Source organism: Pedobacter sp. SG908 (genome assembly GCF_011759615.1).
Lineage (GTDB): Bacteria > Bacteroidota > Bacteroidia > Sphingobacteriales > Sphingobacteriaceae > Pedobacter > Pedobacter riviphilus.
Map to the genome: position 1 here is coordinate 2,334,051 of NZ_JAAOYY010000001.1, position 16,224 is coordinate 2,350,274.

At 37.0% G+C, this 16,224-nt stretch carries 13 protein-coding genes; 8 read left to right on the forward strand and 5 right to left on the reverse strand.

Going from position 1 to position 16,224, the window contains the following annotated elements:
• Positions 1-139: 139 nt before the first annotated feature.
• Positions 140-1,153, reverse strand: coding sequence for a glycosyltransferase family 2 protein (locus tag FHT21_RS09525; protein ID WP_167294443.1), 1,014 nt, complete (start codon positions 1,151-1,153; stop codon positions 140-142).
• A gap of 6 nt (positions 1,154-1,159) precedes the next feature.
• Positions 1,160-2,032 (reverse strand): lysophospholipid acyltransferase family protein, encoded by an 873-nt coding sequence (locus tag FHT21_RS09530; RefSeq protein WP_167294444.1) that lies wholly within the window; start codon positions 2,030-2,032, stop codon positions 1,160-1,162.
• Between the two features lie 39 nt (positions 2,033-2,071).
• On the opposite strand from FHT21_RS09530, the gene FHT21_RS09535 reads away from it, so the two are divergent.
• The 6 genes from FHT21_RS09535 to bioB all read left to right on the forward strand — a co-directional run bounded on the left by FHT21_RS09535 (position 2,072) and on the right by bioB (position 6,954).
• Positions 2,072-2,683 (forward strand): WbqC family protein, encoded by a 612-nt coding sequence (locus tag FHT21_RS09535; RefSeq protein ID WP_167294445.1) that lies wholly within the window; start codon positions 2,072-2,074, stop codon positions 2,681-2,683.
• Positions 2,684-2,686: 3 nt separating this feature from the next.
• Positions 2,687-3,808: a magnesium/cobalt transporter CorA gene (gene corA, locus FHT21_RS09540; protein ID WP_167294446.1), complete on the forward strand. Its 1,122-nt coding sequence runs from the start codon at positions 2,687-2,689 to the stop codon at positions 3,806-3,808.
• 63 nt (positions 3,809-3,871) lie between these two features.
• Complete coding sequence (locus tag FHT21_RS09545) at positions 3,872-4,123, forward strand: type II toxin-antitoxin system ParD family antitoxin (RefSeq protein ID WP_167294447.1); 252 nt, start codon at positions 3,872-3,874, stop codon at positions 4,121-4,123.
• A complete protein-coding gene (locus FHT21_RS09550) occupies positions 4,116-4,418 on the forward strand; it encodes a type II toxin-antitoxin system RelE/ParE family toxin (RefSeq protein WP_167294448.1) in 303 nt (100 codons plus the stop codon). Before FHT21_RS09545 ends, FHT21_RS09550 begins: the two co-directional genes overlap by 8 nt.
• A 74-nt stretch (positions 4,419-4,492) precedes the next feature.
• On the forward strand, positions 4,493-5,842 hold the full coding sequence (gene mgtE, locus FHT21_RS09555; RefSeq protein WP_167294449.1) for a magnesium transporter: 1,350 nt from the start codon (positions 4,493-4,495) through the stop codon (positions 5,840-5,842).
• A 110-nt stretch (positions 5,843-5,952) separates the two neighbouring features.
• Positions 5,953-6,954 carry a biotin synthase BioB gene (gene bioB / locus FHT21_RS09560; RefSeq protein ID WP_086546446.1) on the forward strand — a complete coding sequence of 334 codons (1,002 nt, stop codon included), beginning with the start codon at positions 5,953-5,955 and terminating at the stop codon, positions 6,952-6,954.
• A gap of 86 nt (positions 6,955-7,040) precedes the next feature.
• Here the strand turns inward: bioB and FHT21_RS09565 are convergent, their stop codons facing one another.
• The gene (locus FHT21_RS09565; RefSeq protein ID WP_167294450.1) at positions 7,041-7,451 is read right to left on the reverse strand and encodes an organic hydroperoxide resistance protein; all 411 of its coding nucleotides are present in this window, start codon (positions 7,449-7,451) and stop codon (positions 7,041-7,043) included.
• 104 nt (positions 7,452-7,555) lie between these two features.
• A complete protein-coding gene (locus FHT21_RS09570) occupies positions 7,556-9,673 on the reverse strand; it encodes an FUSC family membrane protein (RefSeq protein WP_223833684.1) in 2,118 nt (705 codons plus the stop codon).
• A gap of 796 nt (positions 9,674-10,469) precedes the next feature.
• Here FHT21_RS09570 and FHT21_RS09575 point away from each other — a divergent pair.
• Entirely contained in the window at positions 10,470-11,822 is a 1,353-nt protein-coding gene (locus tag FHT21_RS09575) for a PhoH family protein (protein WP_167294452.1), read from the forward strand.
• A 127-nt stretch (positions 11,823-11,949) separates the two neighbouring features.
• Here the strand turns inward: FHT21_RS09575 and FHT21_RS09580 are convergent, their stop codons facing one another.
• Positions 11,950-13,161 (reverse strand): TCR/Tet family MFS transporter, encoded by a 1,212-nt coding sequence (locus FHT21_RS09580; protein WP_167294453.1) that lies wholly within the window; start codon positions 13,159-13,161, stop codon positions 11,950-11,952.
• Positions 13,162-13,627: 466 nt separating this feature from the next.
• Here FHT21_RS09580 and gyrA point away from each other — a divergent pair, with 466 nt between their 5' ends.
• Positions 13,628-16,219, forward strand: a complete 2,592-nt coding sequence (gyrA, locus tag FHT21_RS09585; protein ID WP_167294454.1) for a DNA gyrase subunit A — start codon at positions 13,628-13,630, stop codon at positions 16,217-16,219.
• Positions 16,220-16,224: the final 5 nt, after the last annotated feature.

A 16,224-nucleotide genomic window follows, 5' to 3' on the forward strand; every position in this document is an offset into this window, starting at 1 on the left:
ATTACTTCTGTCAGATGGCATCATCTGACTGCATTCCAATTAAAGTTCAAAAAGATTGGTCGTCATTCTCGTGCAAACGGGAATCTTAAAGCTCATGTAATTTGATTCCCAATCGAGCTTGGTATGACGATTCGCTATTTTACTTCAAATTCGAAAAATATTTAATTTTCTTAATAAAAAATGCCCAAACAACGCTATTGTTATATACTCCTGTATGTTGGCTATATGTTTTTTGAACAGCTTTCCGTTTTTTATTGGTTTTAGAAAGTGATTTTAGAAAATGCCAGTGGCCTTTGCTTACTGCCATTGTAAATTTAGGCTTTCCGGTAAGCAAAAAATGCCACCATGCAATAAAATCAATAAACATCCTGATTGTTATTCTGAAAATGGCATCACCGGCAGGTAAATTTTTCTGCATGATGATCAGGTTGTTTCTGAAATTGAGATAAGTTTTAAATGGATTCTCTGTTTGTAGTGTTCCACCGCCAACATGATAAACTTCGGCATCTGGACAGTACATAATCTTGTAATTCAGATTCTTTAAACGCCAGCACAGATCTATTTCCTCCATATGTGCAAAAAGATCTGCATCTAAGCCACCCGTTTCTCGCCAACATTTGCTTTTAATAAAAAATGCCGCTCCACTTGCCCAAAAAACTTCGATTGTATCATTGTACTGACCATAGTCAAACTCATATACATTAAACAGCCTGCCACGACAGAAAGGAAAAGAATAGATATCCAGATACCCCCCGGCTGCACCAGCATACTCAAATTGTTTTTTGTTTAACTGCCATTTAATTTTAGGTTGCGCCGCAGCAATCTGTGTATCGCTTTCCATCAAATCGATCACAGGTTTTATCCAATTGGGGATTACCTCTACATCCGAATTGAGCAGTATAAAATAATCAGCCTCAACGCGTTCTAAAACCTTGTTGTAGCCTCCTGCAAAACCATAATTCTGGTCGTTCTGTATAATTTTAACAGTAGGGAAGTTTTCTTGTAAAAATGAAACAGAATCATCAGTAGAGGCATTATCGCCCACTACAATTTGGAGATTATCATACGCAGAAAGCAAAATTCCAGGTAAAAATTGCTTTAAATATGCTTTTCCATTCCAGTTTAAAATTACAACAGCTACAGATGGGTTCATTCTTTTTTATTCGGGTTTAAATTTCCAGCGCTTATGGCTCCAAAGCCAATATTGCGGCTGTTCTTTAATAATATTTTCTAAAAACTTAAAGTGCAGATCAGTAATCTCGAATTCATGCATTCGTTCCGGATCCAGGCACATGGGCAAAACTTCTATATGGTAGTAGCCCTTTTTAACTACATTAACTTTAAAATAATATATTGGTCTTTTAGTAGATTTTGCAATTTTTTCTACGCCTAAAAGCGCTGCAGTAGGTTGATGCAGAAAATCTACAAAATATTTGGTTTCTTCTCTGGTAGGTGATTGGTCGCTCGCAAAACATAAAAGTGTTGGTATGTTTTTATAAGCGGCTATCCCGCGCAACGTTTGTCGCATAGGCATAAAAATATTTCCATACTTGGTCCGCAAACAATCAAACCAGGTTTCGAAAATTTTATTTTTGATGGGTTTAAAAATAACCATAGTTTTAGCTGATATGCTCAGGCCAAGCGCTAATGTGCCTAATTCCCAGTTGCCATAATGGCCGGTACAGGCTAATACACTTTCTCCTGTTTTAAAATGAGTCTCCAATTGTTCCAAACCAGTAAACTTTACCCTTTTTAAGATTTCAGCTTTCGAAATACTGGTCATTTTAATAATTTCAAAGATAAGTTCAGCCAAATACAGGAAGAATTTTTTCTCTATAACCTTAATTTCGGCTGAAGACTTTTCAGGAAAAGAAACAGTTAAATTCTGTCTGACAACTTTTTTTCTATAGCCTATTACGTAATAAAGCAGATAATATAGTAATCTTGCAAAAAAAAAGAGCAGAGATAAAGGCAGCAGCGATAACAGGTATAAAAAAAATACGCCAACGTGCGCAATCCCTCTTTTAATCATTATTTTTAAAACGTTTCAACTACAAACATAAATTTTCAAATGCAGAATACAGCTATACTTCCATTATTTTATCTTCCACCAGTGGGCTATTTTAGTTTATTACAAAAACTGGGAGAGGATTTTTTAATTGAAAAACACGAGCATTTAGCGAAGCAGACTTATCGTAACAGAGCCAGTATTTATTCGCCCAATGGAAAACTGGATATTACCGTTCCAGTGGTTAAAGGCTCAAAAACACACACGCAAATGAAAGATGTACGGATTAGTTATGATTTTAAATGGCAACGTTTACATTGGATGAGCTTAGAAAGTTGCTATAGAAGTTCGGCCTATTTTGAGTTTTATGAAGATGAACTTTCGCGGTTTTATAATCAAAAATTCGAATTCCTTTTCGATTATAACCTTGAATTGATAGAATGGCTCTCCAAAAAGTTAAAGCTTAATAAAAGCTTCGAAGTTACCACCGAATATTTTGATAATATTGCTCCCGAGCTTGATTTTCGTACTAGTATGAATCCTAAAAAAGAGGAAGATATTGTAAAAAATAAGCCATATTATCAGGTTTTTGAAGATAGACATCAATTTTTACCCAACTTAAGTATTGTTGATTTGTTGTTTAACCAGGGTCCGCAAGCCCGGCTATATTTATAAAGTATGGGAAAAAACAAACCGCGTAACCGCCATAAGCACTATAAAGTTCCAGCTCCGGGTACCAGTCCGGGTTTATACACTATTGATGAAGAAGCATTAAAACCAATTATTGTACTTCATATTTATAACGATAAGAGTTATAAAAAAGTGGAATTGGAGAATATCAATAATATTGATAAACTGATTGAAAATAAGGATTTTTGTTATTGGTTTGATATCAAAGGACTTGCAGATCCCAATATATTCGAGACACTTTATTCAAAATTAGGTATCAGCAGGCTTGTATTAGAAGATATTACCAGTTCTTACCAGCGACCCAAGCTAGATGAATATGATAATGACAAGTACATTTTTGCAGTGAGCAGGCATCTGTTTTTAAATGAGGAGAATATTTTAAATAATGATCAGGTCTCTTTTATCCTCTCTGAACGTACATTGATTACCTTTCAGGAAACTTATGCCGACTGTTTTGAGCCCGTAAGAAAACGATTGGAAATAGGGAAGGGGAACATTCGTATTGGCGGCATTAGTTATCTGATGTATGCCATTATGGATGTAATTGTAGATAATTATTTCGCCTTATTAAATTTTTGGGGTGAAGAATTAGATGCAATTGAAGACCGCCTATATGATCAGCCTGATAAAAGGATCATGTATGATACACAAGCCATTAAAAGATCGTTGATCATGATCCGAAAAGTAGCCTGGCCAGAAAGAGATAAACTTAACGATATTATCCGCACCGATAGCCCGTTAATATCCGACCTGACCAAAACTTACATGAAGGATGCTTACGATCATTGTATCCAGATTATTGATTTCATTGAATCCCTAAAAGAGATTGCATCGGCCAATATTGATATGAATTTATCTATTATCAGTAACCGGATGAACGAAATCATGAAGGTTTTGACCATCATTTCGTCCATATTTATTCCATTAACCTTTATTGCAGGGATTTATGGGATGAACTTTAGCCGGGAAGACCCTACAACTGGAAAGATATTGAAAGATAACATGCCAGAATTATATGCCGAACATGGTTATTTATACACCTGGATTGTAATGGCTGTGATTGCGGTTTTACAAGTGATTTATTTTTGGCGTAAAGGTTGGTTTAAATAATTTTTTATTTTTTTAAAATGTACCAATTTTTGGTAACTTTAATAAAATTTTAATATTGAAACAATGGGACGGAATACATCTATGGCTTTAGGAGATCATTTTGAAAATTTTGTTGATGAAAGAATTTCTGAAGGAAGATTTAAAAATGCTAGTGAAGTTATTCGTGCAGGGTTAAGGTTATTGGAAGAAGAAGAAAATAAAATCAAAATTTTAAGAGAAGCTCTTCAGGTTGGAATTGATAGCGGAATAGTGAAAGACTTTGATCCGAAAAAACACCTTGAAATGTTAAAAGCCAAAAAAAGGAAAAATGGCTAGCTTCTCTCTTAGTAACAAAGCGCTAGAAGATTTAAGTGAAATTTGGGATTACACCTATGATGTTTGGTCTGAAAACCAAGCAGACAAATACTATAAACTACTAATTGGATTTTGCACTCAAATTGCCAAAAAACCAGAGATTGGTAGAAATTATAAAGAAACAAACCAAAATGTATTAGGATTCAAAGCCGGTGAACATATTATTTTCTATCGGATAATTGAGGATGGAGAAATTGAAATAACTAGGATTTTACATGCTAGGATGGATTTAGGTGCTAAAATGTCAGAACTTTAATTGCGTAAAGCTCAATTTTTGCAAAATCAACTTTTAATATTTGTAGCTTTAGGGCGTTTATGGTTAGGTTATAGATGCAGTCATTCGAAATAGATAAAAGCGACGTACTCAAGGTTAAAAATGCAATTTTAGCTGGCGATGAAACTTTAAAAGTAGTTTTAGAGGAGTATCATGCCTCAGAAATTGCGATTTTGTTTGAGCGTTTGGATAAATCCGAACAACAGCATATTATCAACCTGCTTCCTGCAGAAATAGCATCTGAGATTATTTCCGAGATGGATGAAGAGTCCCATCCCGAGGATTTACTTTTTCAGCTTCACCCTGATAAACGTACTGAGATAGTTGAAGAACTGGATTATGATGATGCAACAGACATTATCTCTCAGCTGGAAGACCATGAACAGAATGAAATCTTAGAGGACCTTACCGAAGATCATGCTTCAGAAATCAGGAACCTTTTAACCTACGACGAAAAAACTGCTGGTGGTTTGATGAACACAGAACTGATCTGTGTAAACATAAACCTCACCAAAAAAGATGCAATTGACGAGATTATCCGCCAGAGCGAAGAAATGGAAGAGTTTTATACCATTTACGTAGTTGATGACGAGGAGATTTTTAAAGGTATAGTTTCGTTAAAAGATATCATTAAAGCAAAACACAATGCCAAGATAACAGAGTTGGTTAAGGTTGATGCCGTTTATGTACATCCTGATACCGATCAGGAAGAAGTAGCCAACCTGATTTCGCAGTATAACTTAACCAGTATTCCGGTAATAGATGATCATCAAAAATTGCTCGGAAGGGTAACTTTCGATGATGTGATCGATGTAATGGAAGCAGAAAGTACAGAAGATATCTTAAAAATTTCGGGGGTATCGGAAGATGAGGAGTTGAGTGGTAACTGGGTAGAAGCCGTAAAATCACGTTTACCTTGGTTAATTATCAATTTGGGCACAGCTTTCTTAGCATCATCTGTAGTGCGTTACTTCGATCCGACGATTAAACTAATTCCTTCTTTAGCAGCCTATATGACAATTATTGCTGGGATGGGCGGCAATGCTGCTACCCAGGCACTTGCAGTAACGGTAAGGCGTATTTCGTTATATGATTTAACAGATAAACAGGCTTACAGGACCGTTTTAAAAGAATTTACCGTAGGCTTAATTAATGGTGCAGCTAACGGATTAATTGTATTTATTTTTGCTTTCTTTTTCGACGGAAACCCAATGCTCGGTTTGGTTATCTTCCTGGCTATGACAGGTAATTTGATTATTGCAGGCATTACCGGTGCAGGAATCCCACTTATTTTAAAACGCGTAGGTATCGACCCTGCCATTGCATCATCTATAATTATTACTACTTTTACCGATGTTTTTGGTTTCCTATTAATTTTAGGGCTGGCCAGCAAACTTTTATTATAATCAGGATTTACTTGATTTAGAATTCCAAGATTTAACGCTTGCAAAACTAAATCAGGCGCCTGTAAATTGAACTAATACTACATATATTAAATCTGCAAAATCTGATCCCGATGCAAAAAACAAGACACGATTGGACAAAAGAAGAAATACACGAAATTTATAATAGACCATTTTTAGATCTGGTTTATGAAGCCGCAACCATCCACAGAGAAAATAAAGATTATAATGAAGTTCAGGTAAGTTCATTGATTTCGATTAAAACTGGTGGCTGTGCCGAAGATTGCAGTTACTGCCCTCAAGCGGCACGTTACCATACCGATTTAGAGGTACAGCCATTAATGCAGGTTGGCCAGGTTGTTAGTGCTGCTGTTAAAGCAAAAGAGGGTGGCGCATCACGTTTATGTATGGGTGCCGCATGGCGCGAAGTACGCGATAACCGCGATTTTGACCGCGTGATTGAAATGGTGAAGGCTGTGAATGATATGGATATGGAGGTTTGCTGTACATTAGGTATGCTTACCGAAAACCAGGCACAACGTTTAGCTGATGCTGGTTTATATGCGTACAATCATAACATCGATACTTCTGAAGATGATTATAAACGTATTATTTCGACCAGAACTTACGATGATCGTTTAAATACCATTAAAAACGTGCGTAAAGCCAAATTAACGGTATGCAGTGGTGGTATTATCGGTTTAGGTGAAACTGTAGAAGACCGTGTTTCGATGTTACAGACTTTATCAAACATGGAAAAACATCCTGAATCAGTTCCGGTTAATGCTTTAGTACCGGTAAAAGGAACACCTTTAGAAAATCAACCGCGCGTTCCAATATGGGACATGGTAAGGATGATTGCTACAGCACGTATCGTAATGCCAAACTCGGTGGTACGTTTATCAGCTGGTAGAAATGAAATGAGTACGCTTGAACAGGCTTTTTGCTTTATGGCAGGTGCAAGTTCTATTTTCGCGGGCGATAAATTATTAACCACGCCAAATCCTGCATTTATTGATGATATGGCCATGTTTGAATTGTTGGGACTAAAAACCCGCGATGCCTTTAAAAATGGCAGACCCGCAAATACAAGAATTGAACAAGAAGCTGTTTAATCAGAAAGTAATCAATAAAAAAGTCCCGAAAAAATCGGGACTTTTTTTGTTTCGGGGCATCAGCAATTTTTAAGCCAGGTGCCTTGCTATACCGCAGTAACCCTTACCTCGATATTTCCTCTGGTTGCTTTAGAATATGGACAGGCTCTATGCGCTTTATCGGCCAAAGCTTGTGCTTCCTCATGCGAAATACCTGGAATATGAACGTCCAGATCTGCTGAAAGTACGAAAGCATTTCCGTCTTTATTAAAAGAAACCAAAACCTTCACGTTTGCTTCGCTAACATCAATACCTTCACGCGCTGCCACACCGCCTAACGCACCCAAATAACATGGTCCCCAGGCAGCAGCAAATAATTCTTCCGGATTTGTAGCACCGCCTTGTCCGCCAAGTTCTTTTGGTTTTCTTAAATCGAAATCTAAAATTCCATCACTAGATTTAATGTGTCCGTCTCTTCCACCAGTAGCTGTCACTTCAGCTGTATATAGCTTTTCCATAATGTTTTCTTAATATGGATAATTAACAATTTTTAGTGGCCTTTGTTTTTAGTTTAAATCTTGAACTAATGCACAGCCAGATTACTTGGGTAATAAAGTCTGATCTAAATCTTGATTTTCACTAATAGCTTATAAATATCGTAAGCTACCTTCTGGATAAGATCGAATTGTTCTGGCACCAAATCTTCACCTTTTTTTATCACTAAACCATTATCATTTAGCCTGATTAATGGCACATTATCTATTGTACCGGTTCCTTGCTCCAGATTATCAATAGAGGTATCCAATAAATAATTGGTGTTATTGGCAATCGGCTTTAGCGCATCGAAACTCTCGAAGATAAATTGATGTTCCTTATTGTAGAGCGAAAGCGTTGCAATATAAGAAGACAATAAATGGCTGAGCGCGGTAAACTGATGCACCTCTTTAATAAACAACTGTTTGCTTTTTGGTTCAGAAAACATTCTTTGAAACAGGGAAGCTAAATTTGCCGTACTTACATACACTTCTTTTCTCGCCAGTTTATATTCTGTTTTGTCGTAATTTTTCTCAAAATACAGTTTAATCACTTGCTCGTAATAAGCTTTGTTTGCTTTTAAGATATCAATCATAGCCTCTTTGAGCTTTTCATACTCCCAAGTCGGAAATAAAGAATAACTGGCCAATAACGCAATACCAGAGCCAATAAAAGTATCATAAATCCTTTCACGTGCCAGCGCGATCGATCCCATACCCAGAAAATCGAATAGGATTAAGATATACGGCGTCATAAAGAGTACACTTACTACATAATTTTTCCTTTGGAAACTATAACAGCCAATCATGCATATTAGTAAGATCACAAATAAAGTATTCCGATCGTGGATGTAAGTAATTACGCCCATGCCAATAAACGCCCCAACTGTGGTGCCGATTAAACGCTGATAATTACGTTCTTTGGTTAAACTAAATCCTGGTTTCGAAATAACCAGAATGGTGAGGAGAATCCAGTAACTGTGTGAGAAATTGAGCATTTGAGCAACTATAAAACCCAAAAGCATTACCACTGTAACCCGTAACGAATGCCTGAAAGTAGAAGAGGTATACGTTAAATTCTCTGTAAACAATTTAAAATCGAATTTTTGTCTGGTGATAAATTTTTCTGTATCTACCTCGGCCTGTCTAATATCTTTGCTATTTCTGATTTTAAAATAACTAAAGATGGTTTTAACCCTTGCCAATATGTTTTCGATGTTTACCTCAATATTTTTTAGGGCAATAATGCCCAGGGTATTGTACTCCTGATTTTGATTATTCCTTTCCAGATCGTTGATTTTGATCTTTAATCTTTCGATCTCAATCAATAAACGTTTTGAAACAACAGGTGTTCCACCGCTTTTTAATGCAAATGCAATATCATCAAGCGCATAAGAAATCCGCTTAATGGCCATTTCATAATCTGATAATATACCCACTTTATCAAACTGATCATGCAGTTGCTGGTAATGATAATAGGTAGACATTACCTGTTCGAACAGGTCGACCATATCTACAAATACCAATAACAAAAATCTACCCTCAGGAGTAGAATCTCTTACGATTTCGCGGGTTCTGAATAGTAATTCCCTTACGGCATCTTGTTTTTCGTGAACAGAAACCTGAAGTTGTAACAGATCTGAATAAGTTTTATCGTAATTGTTATTTTGGTGATAAAACTTAGCTTTTTCGCGCAGAAATTCTGCAACTTCTAAAATAGAATCGCTTAACGATTGCTGTACCAAACGAAAAGGACGTAAGCGATATACAAAATAGCTTAAACCAGTATACCATAAGCTTCCGGCCAGTACCATAATCGCATATAACAATACATCCTGCCAAGGGCGGATATCATCAATGCTCAAAACCATAATCAGCAGAACGGCAGTGCCAACCGATGCAGCCCTGATGCCATAGATGTAGAACATCGAAAACACAAAACTCGATATGGCCAATAAAAAGCCGATAAAATAGTGGTTTTTGTTGGTTAGGCCTGTTATGATAGAGAAGGTAAAGATGAGCACAGAGGTAATTAACATGGCGTTTCTTCGGTGCACCATTGGCCCCGGACTATCTACCACGCTTACACATAAAGCGCCTAACGATAAAGTCATCCCATACTTTAACATGCCAAACTGGGCAAAAATTAAGGAGGGGAGCAGTACGCCAATAGTAATGCGGAGACCATCAGCAAAATACGTACTCAATAAAAAGTCCTGTATATTTCGAACGGGTTGCCTCATCTGCATGTTACAAAAATAACATAATAGTGATGTTTTTTGTTGCGATTAAAATTAAGTTTTTTGCTTTTTTTAAAAATTTAAGCAGAAAACAGGTAATAAATTGATTGACAAAATATTATGAATTGTTTATAAATATGATTCCCTAAAATGTTAATAAAGTTGAATAAACAGGAAATACTAAATAAAAATGGCTATTTCAATAATTCAACATGTTGATAACCAATACTTTTAAGTGGATAACTTTGTTCATAAAAACGTTTATTTTTTGCTTGGAAAATCTGTGTTTATGCACTAAATTAGATTATATCAAATACGAAGTACTTTGAATTCTGATAAGACGAGCCAAAAGAGATAAGGAACCGAAAGGGAAATTGTTTCGGAGCGTTTACAGGGAAAACGATTAATTTCTGAAAGGGTTAAACCGAGTAAGGATATATATAACCATCGAAAGATTGGACGATAAGAAAATCGCACAGGCCCAAACAGAGATTATGGAGAACTAGGAAGTTTACGGACGGATGAGTTGGAAATAAATTTTCACGAATCGCAAAAGTTGCAAAACCTAACGATAACGGAAAAATCAAGGTAACAAAGATTTGATGCTTTAAAATACAGCTACGGTTGTTTTTAGAGTTAAAACGGGGAACTGAATCGAAAGAAGAGGGACCCCGTTTTTATTTTGTCTAAAATTTTGATCTTTCGATCAAAAAAGAATAGCAAATCCTTCCACATATTATCCCTAAAATATTAAATTTACCAAATGGCCAAAAAAGGTAAATCAATCTCCAATCCGTCAAAAAAGATATTCGTTTTAGATACCTCGGTTATTTTATACGATCATGATGCGATAAATAACTTCCATGAGCACGACGTAGCCATTCCCATTCAGGTTTTAGAAGAGCTCGATAATTTTAAAAGCGGTAACGATACGCGGAATTTTGAGGCCAGAAGTTTTATCCGCCTTATTGACGAAACTTCAAAACAAAAACTGATCAGCGATTGGATTTCGTTGAAAAGTCCAGGATCAGGAAAATTTAAGGTAGTTTTAAATGAAAGCCCACTAACCATAAATGCGGAAGAAGTGTATGGAAAAGGTAAAACTGACCATAAGATTTTAAATGCAGCATTAAGTTTAAAAGAAGAATATCCAGATAAAAAAGTAGTACTGGTATCGAAAGACATCTGCCTGCGGTTAAAAGCAAAGGCTTTGGATTTAAATGCAGAAGATTACGAAACAGGTAAGATTAAAAACGTAGATGAGCTTTATGCTGGGAAGACCGAACTTATAGATTTTCCAATCGAGATCATTGAGGAAGTAAAAAAACAGCCTTTTATCGATGCTGGTGAGATCGAATTACCGCCAAAAAACGCTAACCACTTCTATATTTTAAAGAACAAGAGAAAAACGGCAAACGTATTTTATAACAATAGTTTAAAAACAATTTCTGCGGTATCAACCGATTCGATATTTAAAATAAAACCCAAAAATATTGAACAGGCATTTGCTATCCACGCGCTTTTAGATCCTGAAATTAAGCTGGTGAGCATACAGGGGAACGCTGGGACAGGTAAAACATTATTGGCTTTGGCAAGCGCATTAGAACAGCGTAAAAACTTTAGGCAGATTTATGTTACCCGACCGATTGTTTCCCTGAGCAATAAAGACATCGGTTTCTTACCAGGGGATGCAAAATCGAAAACTGATCCTTTTATGGCACCCATTTGGGATAATCTGCGATTTATTAAAGAGCAGTTTATTGGCGATGATAAAATGTCGGAAAAGATTGATGAACTAATTGTAACCGAAAAAATAGCGATTGCGCCACTGGCTTTTATCCGGGGAAGAACCCTCACCAAAATTTTCTTTATCATTGATGAAGCACAGAATTTAACGCCGCATGAGGTGAAAACAATAATTTCGAGAGCAGGTGAGCATACCAAGATTGTTTTTACCGGTGATATTTACCAAATTGACACCCCTTATCTCGACTCAGAAAGTAATGGTCTTTCGTACCTGATTGAAAATGCAAAAAACCATCCGCTTTATGCGCATATCACCTTGCATAAGGGCGAAAGGAGCGAATTAGCCAATTTGGCCAATGAGTTGCTTTAAGTCGTCATGGTAAGATTATTTAACTCTTTTCATTCTGATGTCGTTAGGCACTACATTTATTTTCAATAATAAATAAGGAATAAAAATGTAAATAGTATTATTTTTTTCATGAGTGAGAAAGTCTTGGCTAATGATACTTCTGCAATGCCCTAATAGCAATAAACAATCCGATTAAAGTTAAAACTGCGCTCAGTATAAACGGTGCGCCAGGAAAATAAACCGGCGCTTTCCCTTCGATAAAATAAGCAAATATATGTGTCATTACCCAAGGCGCAAATATGGCGGCTAAACTTTGTAAACCAGTTAAAACACCTTGCATTTCGCCCTGTGCATTCGCAGGCACCTGATTGGAAATAAGTCCCTGCATAGCTGGACCGCCGATTCCTGCCAAACCATAGGGAAGCATAAAGGCAAACATCATCCAGCCTTTTGATGCAAAAGCGAAAGCAATAAAGCCGATGATATACAAAATGAGACCAAAATAAACGGCTTTCTTTTCTCCAATTTTTGGTAAAATTACTCTGATTAATCCCCCCTGAACAATTCCAATAACCAAACCCACAAATCCTAAAGAATAACCCACCCATGCAGCATCCCACTTAAATTTTTCCATGGTATAAAAGGTCCAGTTAGATTGAACCGAATGACTGGAAAAATACAATAAGAATAACGTGGCCATTAAGCCAGCTAATGCCGGATATTTACCAATGCTCCGCAACGAGCCGATGGGGTTTGCTCTTTTCCAATCAAACGCCCTTCGTTTTTCAACTGGTAACGATTCTGGCAGGATAAAATACCCATAAAGCCAGTTAATTAAAGATAAACCTGCAGCAATCATAAAAGGGACCCGGGTACCAAAATGACTAAAAATACCACCTAAAACCGGGCCTAAAATAAAACCAACGCCGAATGCAGCGCCAACCAAACCAAAATTCTGCGCCCTTTTCTCAGGAGGCGAAACATCTGCAATATAAGCCTGAGCGGTTGTAAAACTAGCCCCTGTAATACCGGCAATAATCCTTCCTACAAATAACCAAATAATGGAAGGGGCAAAGGCTAAAAAAATATAATCGACACCTAAACCGAACAAAGAGCTTAATAATACTGGTCTTCGTCCATACCGATCGCTCATTGCACCGATAATTGGAGAGAATATAAATTGTACCGATGCATAAGCAAGTGTGAGCCAGCCACCATATTCTGCCGCCAGACCAAAGCCACCGCCGGTAAAATCCTGTATAAGTTTTGGTAACACCGGAATGATTAGCCCAAAGCCCGTAAAATCGATCAGGAGGGTAACCATAATAAAACTCATTGCAGATTTCTTTTCGTTTGCCATATAAAGCAAAAGTATCAGAATTACTTAAGAATGTAAATTTTAGTTCTCTACAAATGATCACACAAACCTATCAGGTTTCAAAAACCTGATAGGTTTAAATCGGTATATAAAATACAGAGCCACTGTTCATAAACCTGATAAAGCGGAAAGGCCCTGAACGAAGCATGAGTGAAGACTTGGAGCGATAGCAGGGCAACAGACCGCCACTAGCACAACACACTACATTTCAAAAAAAATTATCAGCTTAATCCGTCAAACCTATCAGGTTTCAAAAAGTTGCAAGACTTAGATCAAAAAACGTTTAAACTAGCCTTCAATAACTTAAAATTACATTGGGCGTAAAAAACCTATCACAAAGGCCAAAACTTTTCCACAATACCTTAATTCGCCTAAATTTTGTTAAATTCGCAAGGTTATAGTAATACCCTTTTTTTAATATCGTTTTAAGTAGCGAGAATAATAATTTATGGCAGAAGATTTAGAAAATCAACAGAACGACAAAATCATTCCAATTAACATAGAAGAGCAGATGAAATCGGCCTACATTGATTACTCAATGTCGGTAATTGTATCAAGGGCTTTGCCTGATGTACGCGATGGATTGAAACCGGTACACCGCCGTGTTTTATATGGCATGCTCGATCTTGGTGTAACCAGTAATAAACCACATAAAAAATCTGCCCGTATTGTAGGGGAGGTTTTAGGTAAATATCACCCACATGGTGATGCGTCAGTATATTTCACCATGGTCCGTATGGCTCAAGACTGGAGTTTGCGTTATCCAATGGTAGATGGACAAGGAAACTTTGGTCACATTGATGGTGACTCGCCGGCTGCGATGCGTTATACTGAGGCACGTTTTTCGAAAATTGCTGAAGAAATGCTTGCCGATATCAATAAGGATACAGTAGATTTTCAGTTAAACTTTGATGATACCTTACAAGAACCAACTGTTTTACCTGCAAAAATCCCGAACTTATTGGTTAACGGATCTTCTGGTATTGCTGTAGGTATGGCCACCAACATGGCACCTCACAACTTAACCGAGGTAATTGATGGCGTGGTAAACTATATCGACAATAGAGACATTACAATCGAGGAATTAATGAAGTTTGTAAAAGCTCCAGATTTTCCTACCGGTGGTATTATTTATGGTTATACTGGTGTAAAAGAGGCTTTCGAAACAGGTCGCGGCCGTATCGTAATGCGTGCAAAGGCAGAAATCGAGAACATTAAAGACCGCGAGGTAATTATTGTTACTGAAATTCCTTACCAGGTTAACAAAGCACAGATGATTGAGCGTACTGCTGAATTGGTTGGTGAGAAAAAACTTGAAGGTATTTCTAACATTAAAGACGAATCGAACAAAGATGGTATCCGTATCGTTTACGAAATTAAACGTGATGCAAATGCTTCTATCGTTTTAAACAACCTCTATAAGTATACCGCACTACAAACTTCTTTCAGTGTAAATAACATCGCATTGGTAAAAGGCCGTCCACAAATGTTAAATCTTAAAGATTTAATTGTGCATTTTGTGGATCACCGTCATGATGTGATTGTTCGCCGTACCAAATACGAATTAGCTGAGGCCGAAAAACGTGCACACATTTTAGAGGGTTATTTAATTGCTTTAGATCATTTAGATGAAGTAATTAAATTGATCCGTGCATCTGAAACACCAGATGAAGCCCGTTTAGGCTTAATGGAGAAATTCGGACTGAGCGATATTCAGGCCCGTGCAATTTTGGATATGACGCTTCGTCGTTTAACAGGACTAGAGCGTGATAAGATCAAAGAAGAGTATGCCGAATTAATGAAAACCATCGAATATTTGAAATCTATTCTGGCAGATGAAGGTTTACGGATGAAGATCATCAAAGATGAACTTGAAGAAGTTAAGCAGAAATTTGGTGATGAACGTAAAACAACCATCGTTCACTCGGCCGAAGATATGAGCATGGAAGATTTCATCGATGATGAAGAAGTGGTTATCACCATCTCTCACGAAGGTTATGTAAAACGTACTCCAGCAACCGAATTCAGAGCGCAGGGTAGAGGTGGAAAAGGATCGAAAGGCAGTACTTCAAAAAATGAAGATTTTATAGAGCATATGCTCGTGGCTACAAACCACAATTATATGTTGTTCTTTACCGAAGCTGGAAGATGTTTCTGGTTGAGGGTTTACGAAATTCCTGAAGGTTCGCGAACCAGTAAAGGAAGAGCGATCCAGAATATTATCAATATCCCGAAAGAGGAGAAAATTAAAGCCTATATTAAGGTTAAAAACCTTAAAGATCAGGAATACTTAGAGAACAATTTCATTATTATGTGTACTAAAAAAGGTACCATTAAGAAAACTTCTCTTGAGGCATATTCACGTCCACGTGTGAATGGTATCAATGCCATCAACATTAATGACGGCGATGTATTATTGGAAGCTTGTTTAACCAATGGTGAAAGCGAAATTGTTATGGCATTGCGCTCAGGTAGGGCAATCCGTTTCAATGAAAAAACTGTTCGTCCGATGGGCAGAACAGCTACTGGTGTACGCGGTGTTAGGCTTGCGCATGATGAGGATGAAGTTGTTGGCATGATTGCTGTAAACAATCCTGAAGTTACCGTGTTAGTAGTATCAGAAAAAGGATATGGTAAACGTACCGATATTGAAGATTACCGTGTAACTAACCGTGGAGGTAAAGGAGTAAAAACAATTAATGTTACTGAAAAAACCGGACAATTAGTTTCGATTAAAGACGTTACAGATAGCGAAGATTTGATGATCATTAACCGTTCAGGTATTGTAATCAGAATTCCGGTTTCAGCATTAAGGGTAATGGGCCGTGCCACGCAAGGTGTTCGTTTGATCTCATTAAAAGGTGATGACGAGATTGCATCAGTAACTAAAATTGATCACGAAGAAGACGAGGAAGAAACAGTAGATTTAACTGATGTTGTAGTTACAGACGGTGAAGAATTAGAAGCTGATACTACTCCAGAAGTTGACGATACGGAAGAAGAGGCTGATTCAGATAATGAAACGGAAGAAGAAAATTAACTAAA

What these genes read in the sequence shown, in the direction of transcription:
- FHT21_RS09525 (WP_167294443.1), bottom strand. Translation starts at nt 1,153, where the DNA reads ATGAACCCATCTGTAGCTGTTGTAATTTTAAACTGGAATGGAAAAGCA.
- FHT21_RS09530 (WP_167294444.1), bottom strand. Translation starts at nt 2,032, where the DNA reads ATGATTAAAAGAGGGATTGCGCACGTTGGCGTATTTTTTTTATACCTG.
- FHT21_RS09535 (WP_167294445.1), top strand. Translation starts at nt 2,072, where the DNA reads ATGCAGAATACAGCTATACTTCCATTATTTTATCTTCCACCAGTGGGC.
- corA (WP_167294446.1), top strand. Translation starts at nt 2,687, where the DNA reads ATGGGAAAAAACAAACCGCGTAACCGCCATAAGCACTATAAAGTTCCA.
- FHT21_RS09545 (WP_167294447.1), top strand. Translation starts at nt 3,872, where the DNA reads ATGGGACGGAATACATCTATGGCTTTAGGAGATCATTTTGAAAATTTT.
- FHT21_RS09550 (WP_167294448.1), top strand. Translation starts at nt 4,116, where the DNA reads ATGGCTAGCTTCTCTCTTAGTAACAAAGCGCTAGAAGATTTAAGTGAA.
- mgtE (WP_167294449.1), top strand. Translation starts at nt 4,493, where the DNA reads ATGCAGTCATTCGAAATAGATAAAAGCGACGTACTCAAGGTTAAAAAT.
- bioB (WP_086546446.1), top strand. Translation starts at nt 5,953, where the DNA reads ATGCAAAAAACAAGACACGATTGGACAAAAGAAGAAATACACGAAATT.
- FHT21_RS09565 (WP_167294450.1), bottom strand. Translation starts at nt 7,451, where the DNA reads ATGGAAAAGCTATATACAGCTGAAGTGACAGCTACTGGTGGAAGAGAC.
- FHT21_RS09575 (WP_167294452.1), top strand. Translation starts at nt 10,470, where the DNA reads ATGGCCAAAAAAGGTAAATCAATCTCCAATCCGTCAAAAAAGATATTC.
- FHT21_RS09580 (WP_167294453.1), bottom strand. Translation starts at nt 13,161, where the DNA reads ATGGCAAACGAAAAGAAATCTGCAATGAGTTTTATTATGGTTACCCTC.
- gyrA (WP_167294454.1), top strand. Translation starts at nt 13,628, where the DNA reads ATGGCAGAAGATTTAGAAAATCAACAGAACGACAAAATCATTCCAATT.